Source organism: uncultured Nonlabens sp. (assembly GCF_947495285.1).
In the GTDB taxonomy this organism is placed as follows: domain Bacteria; phylum Bacteroidota; class Bacteroidia; order Flavobacteriales; family Flavobacteriaceae; genus Nonlabens.
The window spans coordinates 78,295-96,897 of sequence record NZ_CANLXZ010000012.1 but is presented as its reverse complement, the minus strand read 5'-3'; the positions used below and the strand labels follow the sequence as shown (position 1 = coordinate 96,897).

Genomic DNA, 18,603 nt, shown 5'->3' with positions numbered 1-18,603 from the left:
CTCAATTACAGTTTTGTTGCTCCTTATTTATTTTACTAAATTGTATCCCGAAGCAACGCAGGACACACAACTATTGCTAACACTATATAAAAAACATAGGGTTGTTCGCTTTGGTTTATATTAGTTTTGTATTTGTTAGGTCGCTAAATATAAAATTTGGTGTTTAATGAAATTTAAAAACAAAATAGTATATTTAGCTTGTGTTAAATCGTAGTGTATTGCTTGTAAACCCTACGATTTTCTATATTTAACGTTGTGTTTAATTAAAAATGAACTTAGAACTAAAACAAAATATCTGGAAATCTGATGAAAGTGGACTTGGATTCTATTGCGTGAATATTTTTGAATGTTCTGAGAAAAACCCTGAACTGAAAGAATTATTAGAGAAAGGTATCTTAAAAGAAAAGGAATTTGGTCCAATTAAAACTATGAAGAAAGAATTAAAAGAGTCAACAGATTACTACGGCTCAATTCTTCTGAATAAAATTGAAATATCAGATTTCAAAACATTGAAATTTAGTGACTTAAATTTCGAATTTCAGGAATATTGGAAAGACGAAGATTGGGGCGAAGATTTACCTATATTCAAAAAGAATTTTAAGTTAGCCATTTCGAATTTGGACAAATTTGAATTATCAAACTGGAATTTTTATTATATCAATGCAGAAAAAACGGATTCTGAAAAATTGACTGACCCAAACTTTTTTACATATTTAGTTTGTGTAATCTTAACCGAAAAAGAATCGAATAAAATAATAACTCTGACTTTTGGGTTGGATTAAAAGTCGAGTAGGTAAAGGGGAATCTTACCCCTAAACCTCTCACAGAACCGTACGTGATAGTCTCCCATCATACGGCTGTTCTTAGCAAGTCATGGCATACATCCATATTGCCAGTGTACGAACATTTTAGGATACTGCTTTGCAGGTTCCTGTAACCATTTATAGGCAGTAAACCAGTGTTTACGCCTAAATCGCCGATATTTGTTACGGATAGTAGTCTTGTCATTAAAAGGTTTTGTATTTGATCTTTAGAATTACCTTGCCAAAGCTTTAAATCTACCTGTTTTGCATAAACACAAATCAGCTATGAATTATTCTTGTCTGTCTTTATTTTTGATAGATGTCTTTCTTTAATTCCGCTTTCGCGAAAGCGAACTCGTAAAAGAGAAGGGTATTAATCTTTTTACACGAACTAAGTATAGTTATTTGGTTTTTTGAGATCTGTTTCTATCCTGATGAGTAGCCATACTCTACTATAGCCTACGTTGAATAGATATTTACATTTTTTTTTATGGAGCCCATTCATTTATTTTCTGGTAATTACAAGTGTTTTAAAAAATAATAAAGTCTTAGATCAGATTTTATCGATCCTATTTTCTATTAAATTTGTAGAAAAAATCAACCATATATTCTTCATGAAGAAACACAAAGCGATTAGATTATTTATGGTAATTACTATGTTAATATTGCAGGTTATATTCTTAATGATGACCTTAAATTATAACTATGAGTCTCATAATTTTCTAATAGTTACATTTACCCTTCTTATGGCAGTTACTATCCTATGGGGTTATCGATATTTGAATCTACATCATGAAGAACATTCTTATGAAAAGGTATCTGTGGCTATATGGGTTCCCATAGGTGCATTTATATGTTATTCACTTAATGATTATGGGAATTTAGGTAGTGTTCTTGCAGCAGGAATTACAGGAACTATAGCATCGTTTATACCTATGATGAATAAAAAATCAGATTATTTAAAAAAATTACCTGCAGCTATTTATTGCGGTTCATTTGTAGGTATGTCTAGTGCAGAAATATCACCATCTGTAGGTTTTATAGTTACAGCAGGTATGCTTACAGGTGTGTTTTTCATGCTCTCTAAGAATCTTTTCTTAGGTCTAGGCGGAAAGTTAGGTTCGGTTGCCTTTTTAGGTGTGGTAGTTGTTTACTTATTAAATTAGGTATTGATATGAATTATGTAATCATTATTATGGTAGGTATAATAGGCTCTGTATTCACCTATTATGTTAATGAACATTTAAAACAAGGTGCGGTAAGGGCATCTGCACTTTTAGCTTTAATAGTAGGTTTATTTTTTTATCTATTTCCTCATGTGTTAAATGAATATTTATCAAAGAGTATTCCTATAGTTTTTATAGGAACATCTTTTATAGGTATGGTTGATTCACATTCTAAAGGTAGTTATTTGCGTCTAGCTATTGCAGGAATTCTATTTAGTATTATCTACATCTACAAAGCAAAATTCTTTAATGGATTTGGTGGAGGTTTAGGCACTATGGCCTTCATAGCATTGTTAACAACGATGACTATTTCAAATGTGATTTCTAAGAGAAAAAAGTAGAAATAATTATTATAATTTAAAGGAAATAAATTTAACACTTTCAAAATAAGTAGTACATTTTAACTTATAAAATTAGAAGTATTATGAAGAAGATAGAACCCTTTAAAACAATTAAGGATGCTATTTCTATACTTGATAATGGTGGTCGATTTTTTAACATACTCACTACAGCAGGCGATGGTATCGTTTCTAAGGCCGAAGTAGGAAAAGTAGGTGGCATTTTTAACGACCTACAGCAAATGATGCTTTTTTTAGAGTTGTCACTAGCACAACTCGATAAGATTCAAAAAGCAGAAGTTATTTCTAAACTAGATAAAAATCTGAAAAAAACGTATCTAAAGTATAAGCCTCAAGAATTTTTACCGTCACAGGTGCGATCTAAAGGAATTAAAGCTGCAAACGCCATCATTACAGGTGTACCCAAATTAACGGAGTCAAAAAATGATTTTAACGGTTTTATAATGATGCCTATAATGACTGGTAAGGTGACTACGTTTACCATGATTCCTATTATGGATAGATATGATGTTTATGAAATAAGAGATCAAGAGTCTGATATAACCTTCTTAATTGCTCATATAAAAGGAATTGAAAAACTACCAGAGCATCAAATTAAAATAGCAGGCGTTCTTAAAGAATTAAAGGACGGTAAAAATGAAGAAATCGCTGATAAGTTATTTCTAGAATCTGTTTACTACATAGACCTTTAAAGAACTCAAGATTAAAAAAAGGGGCTTATTTCTTTAAAGAAACAAGCCCCTTTTTAAATTTAAACTACTAGAATTATTTTACCGCAGCAAATAATTTTTCTGCGACTAGTACAGAAGACGCAGGGTTTTGTCCCGTAATTAAATTACCGTCTTGTAAGGCATACGCTGACCAGTCATCTCCTTTTGAATAAATACCACCGTTTTCTTGTAGCATATCTTCAACTAAGAAAGGTACCACTTTTGTTAATTGTACCGCATCCTCTTCAGAATTTGTAAATCCAGTTACTTTTCTACCTTTAACTAATGGTTTACCATCAGTTCCCTTTACACTTTTAAGTGCTGCAGGTGCATGGCATACAAATCCTACTGGTTTATCCTGACTGTTAAAAGTCTCAATTAGATTTATAGAATTTGCATCGTTTGCAAGATCCCATAATGGGCCGTGTCCACCAGGATAAAATACTGCGTCATAATCTGCAGCATTAACGTCTGTTAGTTTATGTGTGGCCTGAATCATTTTCTGAGCCTGTTCATCTTTATCAAATCTTTCTGTAAACTCTGTTGCCGCATCTGGTGATGTACTAGATGGATCTATAGGCGCTTGTCCTCCATGAGGTGTTGCAAGGGTTATGTCCACACCTTTATCTTTTAAAGTATAATAAGGTCCTGCAAATTCTTCTACCCAGAAACCAGTTTTCTTTCCTGTATCTCCTAATTTATCGTGTGATGTTAAAACAAATAATACTTTCATTTTCTTTTCTTTTTTTATTTATACTGTTGATTTTCTTATTCTTACTGGAATATGATATTCTAATAGTAATAAGCTATAGATAGATTTTTTAAAAAATAAAACTAATTAATCTATCGTGGTAATTAATTTTTCTGTGCTTTTTCTCACCTTTTTAAGGTTAACTAACCAGTCTTCGGACTCGTTTCTGTAACCTATAGGTAGTAAAACGGTGCTTCTTAATCCTTTTTCTCTTAGTCCTAAGATTTGATCTACAGCGTCTGCATCAAAACCTTCCATAGGTGTGGCATCTACTTCTTCAAATGCAGCGGCAATCATAGCATGTGTAAAGGCTATATAAGCTTGTTTTGCCGCATGATTAAAACTAACCTCTTCTTCCTGTTGTGGATAAATACCCAGTAATTTCTGGCGGTAATCTTCCCAACCTTGGTTTTTAAAACCTCTCTCTTCATTAACCAGGTCAAACATATAGTTGATACGCTCTTCTGTATACTTATCCCATGCAGCAAATACTAATAAATGGGAACAATCTGTTACCACCGACTGATTCCATGCAATAGGACGTATTTTTTCCTTTACTTCTTGATTTTTAACTACAAAAATCTCAAATGGCTGTAAACCACTAGAAGTAGCTGCTAGTCTAGCTGCTTCAAGAATTCTATCCATTTTGTCCTGTGGTACGGTTTTACCATTCATAGCTTTTGCAGCATATCTCCACTGTAGACGTTCTAATAATTCCATAATATTTTATTTAATTTCTTTAATTTTTTGTTCTCTTAAAACTTCAATCCACTCTTCTAGAGTATCTTTTAAATTCATGATATCAGGTAGATTAACGTTTGTGGTAAGTAATACTTGTAATAATTTGTCAGGCACCTGACTTGCTACTTTTTTAAGCTCCTTACCTTGAGATGTTAACTGGATAACCACGCTACGTTCATCACTTATAGAGCGATTACGTTCTATAAGGTGAGCTTTTTCCATCCTTTTAAGAAGCGGCGATACCGTATTTGTATTAAGGTATAGTTTTTTAGTAATTTCATTAACAGTGACAGCGTCATTTTCCCAAAGAACGAGCAATACTAAATACTGAGGATAAGTAATACCCATGGTATCTAAGTAAGGTTTATAAGCCTTAGTCAGTAATCTAGATACAGAGTATATAGGGAAACATACCTGACTGCTCAATTTTAATTGTTCTTCTTTGTACATTTTATTATTTGTATCGCGCACGACACAAATGTACTTTAAAATGGTAGATACAAATGTTTAATAAATGTGAAAATTTCTAGTGATTAAAATTAGAGCTGGTTTCTCATCTTACTATGTATAATGATTGAGATTAGTGTTCCGCTTTCGCGAAAGCGGAATTGTAAAAAAACATATTCTAGATCTTAGTTTTTATAACTACATCCATTTATTTTTACTAGAAATTACTAGGTTGTTGATGCTATTGATCAATATACTTAATTGACTTTCTTTGCAATAACGCAACCCTCGTGTACCTGCAGCGGTATGTAGTTTAAAATGAGCTTCTCTTCTACCTTTTAAGAATACACTACGCCATTTTTCAACGGCTTGTGTTTTAAAAATAGGTGAAATAATAGTTTTAGGGAAGAGCCACCCTTTTTTAAATACGACAAAATCAACGTCCATAATAATCTTGCTTTTTTTACCGTACATAAATGCTGTGTATATCAATAAAGTCATGAGTAATAGCAAAGGAATGATAGCTAAGTATTGCTCAAAATAAATTGCAGCGCCTATAGAAGGTATAAAGAATACAGACAAAACATAAAGACGTAGGCGTGCATGAGACCATGGATTACAGTGCAACTCGATTTCTGTTTCTTCGACTGGTTGTTTAAATAGTATGTGTTGTAAAACTCTTTGATGTGCAACCGTACATGCAGGAATAGATACATGGCTTAGTTTATTATTAGTAGACTGCGCTTGAAATATTTGAGCAGTTTTGAAACCTAATAATTTCCTCAACGGATTAGAATGAAACTCTAAGATCTGAACTTTACTTAATGGTATTTTGATCTCCTTTTTATTAAATAAGCCCATTTTAATTTCTAAATCGTCACCTTTTTTAACCATACTGAAATCCCAATACTTATTTATTGCTAGCAATAAACTTATGATTACAGAGAAAATTAAAAATGCAATAATGGCAGCAACTGCCAGACCTATACTCGTTCCTGAAATAACGTTTTCAAAAGAATACTGCTCTAACCAGTCGCCAAAATACTCTTCTAGAATCTCTTTAATATTGTACCAACTACCGAAAACGACCCATATCGCTAGTCCTCCACTTTTAAAATGATTTTGTGTTATACCTACTTTGAGTAGATCCCTTAAACCTAGTTTAAGAATAGGTGTTTCTATGTTGTCCTTTGGGTTTTTATAGGTTGTTTCTTTTTTACTCGTATTTGCGGTTGTATCGGTAGATTCTATAATGGAAGATTCTACATCATTTTCAACAATGGTAGATTTTGTTTCTTCTACATTAAAAACTTCTATTATTTCTTCTTTACGTTCTTGTAATAGATCTTTAAATTGACTTGCAAATTCTCGATCTAATCCAGGTATTTCTAATTCTTTAGCCTTGGATCCTGCGGTGTCCACTTCTAGAGACACGATGCCTAGAATGCGTTGCACTACATTTTGAGTGATATTGATGGATTGTATACGTTCTAGAGGTATTGCTTTGCGCTCTTTTTGAATAAGTCCTTTTTGTATAATCAACTCGTCACTCTCTAGGTGAAAAGTAAAATAGATATATCTTATTACAGGAGATCCTAGTGACATAATCGTTAGAAAAGAAATCAATGCGATCCTGTACCACGCTTGTTCTCCCATAGACCTAGTACCTATAGCAACAAATAAGAAATAAAACACCAGACCTTTTATACTTTTAAAAAGGTAAAAGGCTATTATCTTTTTACTTTGTCTTTGTGGAGTGGATATATTAAGCATAATGCGATAATTTACCTGAGATGTACTCCTTTAATTTTGCAGCATCTTCTGGGTCCAGACCACTTATACTTAAATCACTAGAGCTACCACCAGCAGTAAATATATCTAGTTGACATAATTTAAACATACGGTCTACGGGACCATGGTTAATCTCGGTATGTTGTATTCTATTAAACGGCACCGTAATCTGACTATGAAATAACCATCCTTTTTTATAAGTTATATCCTGTTCTCTGAGTACATAACCCCTTACAAAGTAACCTTTATACGCAAGAAAAACAGTGACAATTAATGTAACTAACCATATGCAACCAGTAGTTTTCCATACCCATGGATGTTCATTAACAGTGAAAAATGGTATTATTACACCTGATAGAGATGGTACAAAAATGAGTAAAGTTGCGATTAATTTTTTGTTCAAAAATCTCTTAGGGTGTTTTTGAAAATAAGCAGCTTCTATTTTAGGTAAGCCAGCGGCTAGAATTTGGTCGTTAGTCATCATACTTTATTAGTGGTATAAATGTACTGTTTGTTACGTTTACTGTCCATATTAATGAATACAAAAACAGTAGGTGATAAGTTGTTACCCTATAAATAGTTATATAATTAATTAGAAAATATAAGACCTAATTGTAATCTACCACCTTCTTCACCATGGAAATAAGAAATCTGAGAGGTAAAAAGTCCAGACATTCCTAGATTAAAACCGCCACCATAGCTGTTATAGAATTTAGAGCTTTTTTGATTTTCTATACCTACCTGACCTATGTCAAAACCTACGTAAGATGTAATGCGCATAGGTAACAACCTTGTTTTAATAGGTTTTAAATCTAATAAAATATCACCACTTGCATGTATGGAGTAATCACCTATAAAACGTTCATTTCTATAGCTTCTTAAGCTGCTGTTGTTGTCTAGCACTGCAGCTTGATAAAAATGAGGCCTATCTCCTATTCTAGTTTGAGCACCTAGATTTGTTTTTAAAACTATGTTTCTATTACCATCTATCGCATTCCAGAAGGTAAGATTAGGATCTATAGAGAAGAAATTACGCTGGTTAGATAAATCATCTGTAAAAGATATATTTGCAGTAAAAAGCATACCTCTAGTAGGGAAACGTTCATTATCTAGGCTCTGATAAGTATAATCAGTATGAAGATTGATATATTCTTCACGTTGCGAATTAATCTCTAAAACATCAGAATAATCATCATTAAATTCTACTGCCTTGTAGCCTATACCTAAATCAAAAGTACTACCATAACTACTGGTCTTTATCATATGTAAACCTGCTTCTTGTTTTTGAAACTGGACACGATTTATGTCATAATTAGTGTCCTTATCAAATGTAGATAGATTCCCATACCCAAAGAAATTCTCAGTATAATTGTTAGTAGTAAGTGTGGCGTCCAGTTCTACATTCCAGTGACCTATAGCATTTCCTAAACCTGCATACCATTCAAATTTTGCTGCTTGAATTAAGGAGTAATACTGAGCCCTAATTCCATACATAGTGGTATAAGGATTGCGCTCATAACCTATTTTTAATTTTTTAAATCCTATAGTAGGACTAAAACCATAATCTGGATTATAATCTAATATAAGATCTACTTTACCACTTGTACTAGGGACTTTTTCTGTATCATAATGGTTGATATCATAATCATCTCTAAAAACAACTTTAGTACGCTTATTTGATTCTATTTTATTCTTTTCTGACTTGTAATCGTAGACTTCTATTTTACGTCCTTTAACTATGTCATAAATATCATTTCCTTTACCTCCAGAAATGACTATTCTAATTAAGTTATCTCCTGTACCGTTTACTTTAAACACATCGTTGTCATCGAGTCCATAAATCCAGATTTCCTTAGTATGCTTCTTATTAAAAGATCTTGAGAATAATGTGGTGCCTTTTTTTCCATCTTTTATACGGTATGCGTTTATGGCAGTAATTCCATTAGGCGATCTAGTTATCTCAAATAAATCATCTTTATCAGTTCCTTTTAAGGTTTGAAACTCTAGAAAATGATCATAATAACGAGTTACTATATCTTTTAAATTTGCTTTACGCGCTATGAGATCATCTTGAGTTTGCTGCCATAAATTATCTCTAACTTCTATGGGCATTTCATTAAATGCCTTAGCCACTATATCAGGAGTTAGATGCTCTTGTATGTATTGAACTTCCTTTAACCATAAATCTAAATCACTACGTTGTATAACCGCACGGTCTAATTTTATGGCACTCTGACTAAATTCTTTAATATGAGGAATATCTGGACCATAAACACCAAATTGTCTTGCTCCTTTAACATATTTACGTATAAAATTTAATAAATCTCCATCAAACCTAGCAAATACCTGATCTCTATCTCTAGGTACGGCTATATAAGATTTCTTGTCCTCATCTTCAGTATCTACTATCTCTGCCCATCTCCATTGATCTTCATGCCTGTCCCAATCACCTAGCAACATATCAAAAATACGGGCTCTTATAAATAACTTTTCATCCACACGGTTTTTCTCATCTTCTCGTATTTTTTCAAATAAGTCTGGTGTACTTTCTACATCTTGATTATTTCCAAACATGTGACGGTTATCAAAGGATTTATCTGGCTTTTCTACGATCATGTATAATCGATCTCCATGTGTTTTATTAAAATCACCTAAGGTCTGTTGTTTAGGAACGTAGTATAAAACAGGATGTGTGTGATTTAAATCAATAGCTCCTGCGAGTCTAGGTACTGCAAATGCTCCATAGGGATGCGCTGCTGTGTAGAAATCTCTAATAAGTTCTTGTGAGAATGTCCCGCCAAAATATTCTTCTACATCAACAGTTCCATAACCTGCACTTTTTAAGAACTGTATCGCATCTTTTTCTAACGCTCTCATATTATATTCTCTATCGAGACTATCTACCAGTCGCAATCCTTGAGTCTGGTTGCCACCACCAGCACGTTCTACCTTAACACCACCGTATAAAGTATCGAGCATTACTACAGGAGCCTTTACTTTTTTACCATATAAATAGCGGTAATGACGTCCATAAAATTTTTCATAATCTTTATCTTTATCTACTTCTTCCTGTGAATATACAGATGCTTTTTTAAATCTATCTGTAATAGGTTTTAAAGAGTCTAGATGGAAATTTTCCGCTTTCGCGAAAGCGGAACCGCCATAAACCTCTACCACATTTCCATCTTTTACTTGATAGAAAAATACTTGAGAAGATTTATCCTTAAACACTCGCAACTCTGCATAACCATTTAAACCACTGCTCAAAACCCCTTTATCTCCTAAACTCGCAATTCCGGTATGCACAGTAGAACCAGAAATTATCTGTTTGATATTTCCATTATCAATATATTGCAATGACTTTTCATGTGCACTTAAAAAGATAACACGATCTAGATCACTACACGCAGCTTTTATTTCTTCCATTAACTCATTCATTAATGGATTGTAACGGTCCTGTCTAGAAACACCACCTTGTGAACGTATAAAACTCCATGCGCTACCTAATACCGGTACATATAAGTTATCTACACTAGGTTTAAAAACAGTAGATGACCCCATTTTACCGCCATAAATACCGTTAGAGTATAATGGATGGTGCATTGCCATAATAACAGTCTTATGTCTCTGTTTGCGCATCTCGTCAGATAATGCTGCAATAAACTTTTCTCTAGTATTGATCTCGCACTTATCGTTAAACCTAGGGTTTTGATCCCAATCTTCTATGTACCATTGAGAATCTACGATAATTAAGTGCATGGTGTCAGATATGTCTATCTCTTCCATAGGACATCCATTTTCTGGTTGAAAAGCCTCATCGTTACCCAGTTGAGCTTCTACCATTTTTTCTATGTTCTTGAGTCCTTCTAGTCCCTCATCATTCCAGTCTTGGTTACCTGGCAGTACATAAATGTTATTCTTGATTTTATTAATAAGTTGCAGTCGTTGTTTAAAGGCATGATTATCTGCTACATCTTTGTCCTTTTCATTAAAATTCTTTGAATTTACATTATCACCTAATATAATGGTATAATCTGTGTCTGTAGTTCTAGAGTTTATATCTTTAATTATGGATTTAAAATCCTCATTAGGAGAAGATTTTGAATTTAAGTTACCCAATAGAAAAAAGCTCCTATATTCAGAATCTATAGTTTTAATAGTTGTATTTTCATCATTTACAAATTGTAATGATTTTACAGCACAAGAAGATAGCGCCATTAGTATAAATACGAAGGCAGTATTAGAATAAATTTTTCTGATCATGTAAATTAAGTAGACTTCAAAGGTATCAACAAACAATTTGTATAATTGCCAGCATTTTCATAAAATCTGAAAAAAAGACAGCGTTTTTAACAATCAGATAGCGCTACATTTACTGCGAGACCGCCTTCACTAGTTTCTTTATATTTAGTATTCATGTCTAGCGCCGTTTGCCACATGGTCTCAATTACTTTGTCTAGAGGTACTTTTGCATTTTTAGCATCAGTATCTAGAGCCATTTCACATGCATTAATAGCTTTTATTGCTCCCATCGCGTTGCGTTCTATACAAGGTATTTGTACCAGACCACCTATAGGGTCACAGGTTAAACCTAGGTGATGCTCCATAGCTATCTCACTAGCCATAAGAACTTGTGCTGGTGTACCGCCCATAAGCTCTGTTAAAGCACCTGCAGCCATGGCACTACTTACACCTATCTCTGCCTGACAGCCACCCATTGCTGCACTTATCGTTGCTCCTTTTTTAAACAACGCTCCTATCTCTCCTGCAACTAACAAGAATTTCTTTACGTCGTTAAAGTCTGCATCATGATTTTCTATAGTCATATAATATAACATCACAGCTGGAATAACACCAGCACTACCATTAGTAGGAGCAGTAACCACACGACCTAAAGACGCATTTACTTCATTTACCGCGAGAGCAAAACAAGAAACCCATTTTAATATTTCTCTAAATTTGACCTCAGTATTACGTATTGCTTCTATCCATTCTTCTTTATTAGTATACGGTTTTCCTTTTTGTAAACGCTCATGGGTATCAAATGCTCTCCTCCTTACATTAAGACCACCAGGTAAAACCCCTTCTGTATGACAACCTGTATACATGGAGTCTAGCATTACATCCCATATTTCTTTAAGTCTTTGATCTATTTCTGCAGGATCGTGTAGGTATTCTTCGTTTTCAAGAACTATTTGAGAAACAGATTTATTTTCTCGCTCACAGTATGCAAGTAATTCTGTAGCCTTTGAAATAGGTCTAGGAAAACATTCAAAAAGGGCAATTTTACGAGCAGATCTTTTACGTTCTTTTTGAACAAAAAAACCACCACCTATACTATAATAGGTTTCAAAAACAACCTTGCCATTATTTAAAGTAGCCTTAAATCTAAAACCGTTAGGATGGTATGGTAAAAATTTGCGATGAAAATGTATTTGAGTCTTAGGATCAAAATTAATTAAATGCACACCATCTAGTTGCAGTACCTTTTGATTTGTTATATAATCTATTATTAGCGGTATTTCATCTATGACACAAGTTTGAGGGTCTGCATTTGTTAATCCTAAAATACACGCTAGATCCGTGGCGTGACCTTTACCAGTAAGAGATAGAGAGCCGTACAAGTCTACTTCTATTTCTTTAACTAGATGCAATCTGTTTTTATCCTTCAGTTTTCCTAAAAAATTACGTGCCGCTCTCCATGGTCCTAGCGTGTGAGAACTAGAAGGCCCTACACCTATTTTAAGCATATCAAATACACTTATAGCTTCTATTTTTACAGGGGTACTTTGTGACATTTTATTCCCAAATTTGCTGGGTAAAAGTAAACATAATGTAGATGATAGAAGCTTAAAATATAAAATTACGATTCCATCCCTTAAATATCAAAATATTCTTAATGGTACTGACATATTGAGCTTACTAATTAAGGTAAACTTTGATTTTGTACGCTTTCGCGAAAGCGTAACACGTCTAACACATCTCCTAAAACATAAATTAAATACACGATGTCATATAGAAATGACATCATGTCATTAGTTATGTCATGGCACAAACATTGACTTAAGGAAAGCGTAGTAAAAATTGAAATTAAAAATTAAAATACCCTTATAATGAGTAAAATAATAGGAATAGACTTAGGTACAACTAACAGTTGTGTATCCGTAATGGAAGGAAGCGAGCCTGTAGTAATACCTAATGCAGAAGGAAAAAGAACAACACCATCTGTAATCGCCTTTGTAGAAGGTGGTGAAATTAAAGTAGGAGACCCTGCAAAAAGACAAGCAGTAACTAACCCAACTAAAACGGTTGCATCTATCAAGCGTTTTATGGGTAACAAATTCAGTGAATCTACTAAAGAAACTGGATATGTACCTTACTCTGTAGTAAAAGGAGATAACGATACACCACGTGTTGATATCGATGGTCGTCTTTATACTCCACAAGAATTAAGTGCAATGATTCTTCAAAAAATGAAGAAAACTGCTGAAGATTATTTAGGACAAGAAGTAACAGGAGCAGTAATTACTGTACCTGCATACTTTAACGATTCTCAACGTCAGGCAACAAAAGAAGCTGGTGAGATCGCTGGTCTTAAAGTGGAGCGTATTATCAATGAGCCTACTGCTGCGGCACTAGCTTATGGATTAGATAAAAAAGATACAGATCAAAAAATCGTAGTATTTGATTTTGGTGGTGGTACACATGATGTTTCTATCCTAGAATTAGGTGATGGTGTATTTGAAGTACTTGCAACAGATGGTGATACTCACCTAGGTGGTGATGATGTTGATCAAAAAATCATTAACTGGCTAGCTGACGATTTTAACGCTGCTGAAGGTATTGATTTACGTCAGGACCCAATGGCACTACAACGTCTTAAAGAGGCTGCAGAAAAAGCTAAAATTGAGCTTTCTTCTAGTGCACAAACTGAGGTAAACTTACCTTATGTAACGGCTACTGCTTCAGGACCTAAGCACCTTGTAAAAACTCTTACAAAGTCTGCTTTTGAGCAATTAATTTCTGACTTAGTAAAAAGAACTATAGAGCCTTGTAAGACTGCATTGAAAAACGCAGGCCTTTCTACTGGTGATATTGATGAGATTATTCTTGTAGGTGGTTCTACTCGTATTCCTGCTGTGCAAGAAGCTGTAGAGAAATTCTTCGGTAAGAAGCCGTCAAAAGGAGTAAATCCTGATGAAGTTGTTGCTGTAGGTGCTGCTATCCAAGGTGGTGTACTAACTGGTGATGTAAAAGACGTTCTTTTACTAGATGTTACTCCACTTTCTTTAGGAATTGAAACTATGGGTGGTGTGATGACTAAATTAATTGAGTCTAACACAACTATCCCAACTAAAAAATCTCAGGTATTCTCTACTGCTGCAGATAATCAACCAAGTGTTGAGATTCACGTAATCCAAGGTGAGCGTGCTATGGCAAACGATAACAATACTATCGGTAGATTTCACTTATCTGATATCGCACCAGCGAGAAGAGGTACTCCACAAATTGAAGTAACCTTTGACATCGATGCAAACGGTATTATTAAAGTAAGTGCCGAAGATAAAGCAACTGGTAAGAAACAAGACATACGTATCGAGGCTTCTTCTGGACTATCTGAAGAAGAAATCGAGAAAATGAAGCAAGATGCTGCTGCAAATGCTGATGCTGATGCAAAAGCAAAAGAAACAGCTGACAAACTTAACGCTGCTGATCAATTGATTTTCCAAACAGAAACTCAACTTGAAGAATTTGGTGAGAAGATTCCTGCTGATAAAAAAGCCCCTATTGAAGAAGCTCTTAACGAATTAAAAGTAGCTTTTGAAACTAAAGAACTTACTGTAATTGATCCTGCTATGGAAAAATTAAATCAAGTTTGGGCTGGTGTTAGTGAAGAAATGGCCAAAGCGCAACAAGAAGGTGGACAACCTGCCGGAGATGCTGGAGCAACTGCTGATGAGACAAGCGATGTAGAAGACGTAGACTTTGAAGAAGTGAAGTAAGCAATGCTTATTTAGTTTACAGTCCCTGTGACTGTAGATTATTAAACTATAAACCCCTAAACCATCAGGTTTAGGGGTTTTTTAGTTTTTATATAGACATATATAAAAGTAATAACTTATTTAACGTGAACTCAATATAAGAATAGCAGTATATTTATTACAAATATCTTAACAACAGTCTAATAAGTACAGAATCTATTCTAACGAGGTAAATCGCTACATACATCATAAATATTATTAAAAAACAGATAAATAATTTGTGTGTATAATTAAAGTACTACACTTAAGAATTATACCGTAACAATATTATTAAACACTACTCTCGTTATTTAATATTGCTCCTCATCATTAGGAAAATCAACAGACTTCACATCCTTCACATAACTAGCAACAGCGTTACCCATCTCCTCATATAAATTTAAATAACGACGTAAAAAGCGAGGATTAAATTCATGTGTCATACCGAACATGTCGTGAGATACAAGAACCTGTCCATCCACACCAGCACCAGCCCCTATACCTATAACAGGAATAGTTAGTTGGTCTGCTACCTTTTGTGCAAGTGCCGCAGGAACTTTTTCTAGTACTAAAGCAAAACAACCCCATCTTTCTAGAGCCAGAGCATCTTGTACTAGTTTCTCAGCTTCTTCTACTTCTTTTGCTCTAACCGTATAGGTACCAAATTTATAAATAGATTGTGGGGTTAGACCTAGATGTCCCATAACCGGTATTCCAGCATGTAGAATACGTTTAATAGAATCTTTAACCTCGCTACCACCTTCTAACTTCACACTATGGCCACCACTCTCTTTCATAATACGTATCGCACTACGTAAAGCCTCTTTAGGGTCACTTTGATAACTACCGAATGGCAAGTCCACCACAACCAGTGCACGCTCCACAGCTCTTACCACACTACTCGCGTGATAAATCATCTGATCCAGCGTTATAGGTAACGTAGTCTCATGTCCTGCCATCACATTGCTTGCACTATCACCTACAAGAATAATATCTATACCAGCACTATCGATAATTTTTGCCATGGTATAATCATAAGCCGTTAACATTGAGATTTTCTCGTTGTTTGCTTTCATTTCTGTAAGTGATTTAACAGTCACTCTTTTATATTGCTTCTTTGCAGTAGACATAAAACGTTTTTTAAGTGTAACAAAAGTACTAATATTACAGCTCAATTAAATTCTAAGATCATGAGACATCTATTTATTATTATTTTCGTTCTCGCTTTCGCGAAAGCTAACTCTCAACAAACTATACCACAAGACACTACACAACTAGAAATTAAAGAAAAAATAAAAATACCTACCGCAGTAGATGCTGTAAGAAACTTTTTTAAGAATTTTCATGCCCGCGATACTACAGCATTAAAAGAATCGATGCTTACAAATATGCAACTCACATCTATGATCATAAAAGGAGAAGAACGTAAAATAAGTACCATAACGACTTCACTTTTCTTAAAAGACCTTATTGCGATACCAGACAGCATCCCATTTGAAGAGCGACTTATAGAAATAAGCTATGACAGCGATACTCAAATAGCAACCGTTACCACAACCTATGAGTTCTATTATAACAAATTTCTATCACACGTAGGAACAAATAAATTCACCCTATTTTTTATAGACGATAAATGGATAATCACCAGTATTGCAGACACTCGTATTTTTGGGTAAACCTTAATAAGGAACATTTAAATGGATGTATGTAAACTAGCACAAAGTTATATTGCATCCATAAAGAATTCAAAATTAGCTTAAAATTATAGAAAAAACTTTAGATTATTTATGTTAACCGTATTTCTATCTTACGCTAACAATTGCTGATTCTGGATCTATTTTTATTGATAAGATACAACTAAGAATATTTGAATACAGATCATGTGATCCAGATCATAAAGCAATTTTTATTCAAAAAATAAAAAAAGAAAAACTTATAAGCCTGAGTTCGATTAGGACTTTACTGTTTGATATTTAATAGAAGGTTTTTTAGGCAAGAAGCTATATGCAATAAGACCTGCAACTATATTTGACAAGAAATAGTGGGTAACGATATATTATATTTAGAGTTTCAAAACCATGTAAGTCTAATCTGGTTGAAAAACGATTCATATCCCTACCTTGCCTACTTATTCATATACCAGCTGAAAAATTAAGCCATCTCATAATTAGCAATACAGATAAAAAGTTATAGAGATAATCCCATGCTGGCGCCAGTATAAACGACCGCTAGCGCTAGTTTTTAACTAGTACCGAGTATGAGTTAGCAGGAATAATTTTAAAGAACATATAGAAGTCCTTACAGTGATGACAGGGCTTTTTATGTATCTATAGTTAAGTACACTACAAAGTAAATGATAACTTAAGTTATACAAAAGTTAACTGCAAAACAGTTAATTCTTATTCTAGAAAACCTTTCATCAATTTCTAAAATCAATAGGTCGTCCTGAAAATTCCTAGCACTAGAGTATTTCTAATCTACAAGGTCTGCAACAAAACTAGATAATACTGGGTTATTATGGATGTAATCTATTTTTTGCTTGATCACTTTAGGATTCTCTAATTCAATAGGCTGATTATGATGCTGGCAGAATTGATATTGGGTAGTATTACTATTTTTTTTACCGGCACGTTAAAAAATCCAGAACAACCATTCTTTTGTACTTTCTTGTAGATTTTTTTTTAAAGGTTTCTAATACTTTTTTTAACTATACATATTTTAAAAGTCTCTCCTACATTCACAGACGAAGAGAAAACGAGATACACAACTTTACTGTAGACCAAAAAGGCTTAATGCGTGAATTTTTACGCGATAGTTTTTAATAAATCGTGAAATCATTAAAACAATTACTCTAATCGTTATAAAGTAAAAAAAGGCACCCATTCTAAATTAGAATAGACGCCTTTTTTTGATATACTGTAATCAGTTATTGATTCCCTAAGATGATAGGTAATCCACCGCTTTCACTGCCACCTACGACAACTACTTTAGAGTTAGGAGATTCAGCTAGTTTTAACGTTGCCTCTATTCCTTTTTCTGTAAGAATCTTATCAGTTAATGAAGCACTTAAAATTTTGTTTGCAACCGCTTTACCTTCGGCATCAATTTTTTGTCTTTGTGCTTCTTTAGTTGCTCTCGCAAGTCTAAACTCATATTCCAGTGCTTCTTGTTCTTGCTCTAGTTTACGCTCAATAGCGGCCTTAATTTTTGCAGGCAAGGTAACGTCCTTTACAAGAACTTCACTTACTATAATATATTGAGAAGCAAGTTTATTCTGTACTTCTTCCAGAATCTCATTTTGTATAACGTCTCGCTTACTAGAGTATAATTGTTCTGGTGTGTAACGTCCTACCACACTTCTTGCTGCGGCACTTATACCTGGTATTAAGATATCGTTTTTATAAGTTCGCCCTTTTTCTTGATGTAAATATGGCAATTTTGAGTACTCTGGCTTATACCATACGGTGGCATCTACGGTTACTTCTAGACCATTAACAGATAGTACTTTCATTTGATCTGATACAGAAAGTTGTCTTACTGGATAAATGATCATATCATTCCATGGTGCAATTACATGAAAGCCCTCACCATAAGTGTTTTCTCTATCTATACCATTATTTAAAGTTTGAAACAGTACTCCTGCCTGTCCCGATTCTATCACTACCGAACTTTTAATAATGACTATAACTAATAAAACGATGCCTACTAGTGTAAATACTACTGCCTTGGGTAATTTATCCATAATTCATTTTTT

15 protein-coding genes are annotated in these 18,603 nt (G+C 33.9%); 6 read left to right on the top strand and 9 right to left on the bottom strand.

Features of this window, described 5'->3' with window-relative positions; all coding sequences use genetic code 11:
• The first annotated feature begins 269 nt into the window (after window positions 1-269).
• The 4 genes from Q0838_RS06945 (at window position 270) to Q0838_RS06930 (ending at window position 3,080) form a co-directional block, all read left to right on the top strand.
• On the top strand, window positions 270-782 hold the full coding sequence (locus Q0838_RS06945) for a hypothetical protein (RefSeq protein ID WP_298952731.1): 513 nt from the start codon (window positions 270-272) through the stop codon (window positions 780-782).
• A 635-nt stretch (window positions 783-1,417) separates the two neighbouring features.
• Window positions 1,418-1,969, top strand: a complete 552-nt coding sequence (locus Q0838_RS06940) for a hypothetical protein (RefSeq protein ID WP_298952729.1) — start codon at window positions 1,418-1,420, stop codon at window positions 1,967-1,969.
• Window positions 1,970-1,977: 8 nt separating this feature from the next.
• Window positions 1,978-2,370, top strand: coding sequence for a hypothetical protein (locus Q0838_RS06935; protein WP_298952727.1), 393 nt, complete (start codon window positions 1,978-1,980; stop codon window positions 2,368-2,370).
• Window positions 2,371-2,453: 83 nt separating this feature from the next.
• Window positions 2,454-3,080, top strand: coding sequence for a hypothetical protein (locus Q0838_RS06930; protein WP_298952725.1), 627 nt, complete (start codon window positions 2,454-2,456; stop codon window positions 3,078-3,080).
• Between the two features lie 73 nt (window positions 3,081-3,153).
• Here Q0838_RS06930 and Q0838_RS06925 read toward each other — a convergent pair whose 3' ends face one another.
• From Q0838_RS06925 to Q0838_RS06895, 7 genes are all read right to left on the bottom strand, one after another.
• Complete coding sequence (locus tag Q0838_RS06925) at window positions 3,154-3,831, bottom strand: type 1 glutamine amidotransferase domain-containing protein (RefSeq protein ID WP_298952724.1); 678 nt, start codon at window positions 3,829-3,831, stop codon at window positions 3,154-3,156.
• Between the two features lie 105 nt (window positions 3,832-3,936).
• Window positions 3,937-4,569, bottom strand: a complete 633-nt coding sequence (locus tag Q0838_RS06920) for an NAD(P)H-dependent oxidoreductase (protein WP_298952723.1) — start codon at window positions 4,567-4,569, stop codon at window positions 3,937-3,939.
• A gap of 6 nt (window positions 4,570-4,575) precedes the next feature.
• A complete protein-coding gene (locus tag Q0838_RS06915; RefSeq protein WP_298952721.1) occupies window positions 4,576-5,040 on the bottom strand; it encodes a MarR family transcriptional regulator in 465 nt (154 codons plus the stop codon).
• Window positions 5,041-5,235: 195 nt separating this feature from the next.
• On the bottom strand, window positions 5,236-6,810 hold the full coding sequence (locus tag Q0838_RS06910; protein ID WP_298952719.1) for a PH domain-containing protein: 1,575 nt from the start codon (window positions 6,808-6,810) through the stop codon (window positions 5,236-5,238).
• Window positions 6,803-7,312 carry a PH domain-containing protein gene (locus Q0838_RS06905; RefSeq protein ID WP_298952718.1) on the bottom strand — a complete coding sequence of 170 codons (510 nt, stop codon included), beginning with the start codon at window positions 7,310-7,312 and terminating at the stop codon, window positions 6,803-6,805. Before Q0838_RS06905 ends, Q0838_RS06910 begins: the two co-directional genes overlap by 8 nt.
• 104 nt (window positions 7,313-7,416) lie before the next feature.
• Complete coding sequence (locus Q0838_RS06900; protein WP_298952716.1) at window positions 7,417-11,091, bottom strand: metallophosphoesterase; 3,675 nt, start codon at window positions 11,089-11,091, stop codon at window positions 7,417-7,419.
• Between the two features lie 86 nt (window positions 11,092-11,177).
• Window positions 11,178-12,626 (bottom strand): L-serine ammonia-lyase, encoded by a 1,449-nt coding sequence (locus tag Q0838_RS06895; RefSeq protein ID WP_298952714.1) that lies wholly within the window; start codon window positions 12,624-12,626, stop codon window positions 11,178-11,180.
• Between the two features lie 315 nt (window positions 12,627-12,941).
• Here Q0838_RS06895 and dnaK point away from each other — a divergent pair, with 315 nt between their 5' ends.
• Window positions 12,942-14,831, top strand: coding sequence for a molecular chaperone DnaK (gene dnaK / locus Q0838_RS06890; protein WP_298952712.1), 1,890 nt, complete (start codon window positions 12,942-12,944; stop codon window positions 14,829-14,831).
• Between the two features lie 329 nt (window positions 14,832-15,160).
• Here dnaK and panB read toward each other — a convergent pair whose 3' ends face one another.
• Window positions 15,161-15,979 carry a 3-methyl-2-oxobutanoate hydroxymethyltransferase gene (gene panB, locus Q0838_RS06885; RefSeq protein ID WP_298952710.1) on the bottom strand — a complete coding sequence of 273 codons (819 nt, stop codon included), beginning with the start codon at window positions 15,977-15,979 and terminating at the stop codon, window positions 15,161-15,163.
• Between the two features lie 60 nt (window positions 15,980-16,039).
• On the opposite strand from panB, the gene Q0838_RS06880 reads away from it, so the two are divergent.
• A complete protein-coding gene (locus Q0838_RS06880; protein ID WP_298952708.1) occupies window positions 16,040-16,525 on the top strand; it encodes a hypothetical protein in 486 nt (161 codons plus the stop codon).
• A gap of 1,250 nt (window positions 16,526-17,775) precedes the next feature.
• Here Q0838_RS06880 and Q0838_RS06875 read toward each other — a convergent pair.
• Complete coding sequence (locus tag Q0838_RS06875; protein WP_298952706.1) at window positions 17,776-18,591, bottom strand: prohibitin family protein; 816 nt, start codon at window positions 18,589-18,591, stop codon at window positions 17,776-17,778.
• Window positions 18,592-18,603 lie beyond the last annotated feature (12 nt).

Excerpts from the sequence above, each read along its gene's own strand:
- Q0838_RS06945 (WP_298952731.1), top strand. The coding sequence starts at position 270 with ATGAACTTAGAACTAAAACAAAATATCTGGAAATCTGATGAAAGTGGA.
- Q0838_RS06940 (WP_298952729.1), top strand. The coding sequence starts at position 1,418 with ATGAAGAAACACAAAGCGATTAGATTATTTATGGTAATTACTATGTTA.
- Q0838_RS06935 (WP_298952727.1), top strand. The coding sequence starts at position 1,978 with ATGAATTATGTAATCATTATTATGGTAGGTATAATAGGCTCTGTATTC.
- Q0838_RS06930 (WP_298952725.1), top strand. The coding sequence starts at position 2,454 with ATGAAGAAGATAGAACCCTTTAAAACAATTAAGGATGCTATTTCTATA.
- Q0838_RS06925 (WP_298952724.1), bottom strand. The coding sequence starts at position 3,831 with ATGAAAGTATTATTTGTTTTAACATCACACGATAAATTAGGAGATACA.
- Q0838_RS06920 (WP_298952723.1), bottom strand. The coding sequence starts at position 4,569 with ATGGAATTATTAGAACGTCTACAGTGGAGATATGCTGCAAAAGCTATG.
- Q0838_RS06915 (WP_298952721.1), bottom strand. The coding sequence starts at position 5,040 with ATGTACAAAGAAGAACAATTAAAATTGAGCAGTCAGGTATGTTTCCCT.
- Q0838_RS06910 (WP_298952719.1), bottom strand. The coding sequence starts at position 6,810 with ATGCTTAATATATCCACTCCACAAAGACAAAGTAAAAAGATAATAGCC.
- Q0838_RS06905 (WP_298952718.1), bottom strand. The coding sequence starts at position 7,312 with ATGATGACTAACGACCAAATTCTAGCCGCTGGCTTACCTAAAATAGAA.
- Q0838_RS06900 (WP_298952716.1), bottom strand. The coding sequence starts at position 11,091 with ATGATCAGAAAAATTTATTCTAATACTGCCTTCGTATTTATACTAATG.
- Q0838_RS06895 (WP_298952714.1), bottom strand. The coding sequence starts at position 12,626 with ATGTCACAAAGTACCCCTGTAAAAATAGAAGCTATAAGTGTATTTGAT.
- dnaK (WP_298952712.1), top strand. The coding sequence starts at position 12,942 with ATGAGTAAAATAATAGGAATAGACTTAGGTACAACTAACAGTTGTGTA.
- panB (WP_298952710.1), bottom strand. The coding sequence starts at position 15,979 with ATGTCTACTGCAAAGAAGCAATATAAAAGAGTGACTGTTAAATCACTT.
- Q0838_RS06880 (WP_298952708.1), top strand. The coding sequence starts at position 16,040 with ATGAGACATCTATTTATTATTATTTTCGTTCTCGCTTTCGCGAAAGCT.
- Q0838_RS06875 (WP_298952706.1), bottom strand. The coding sequence starts at position 18,591 with ATGGATAAATTACCCAAGGCAGTAGTATTTACACTAGTAGGCATCGTT.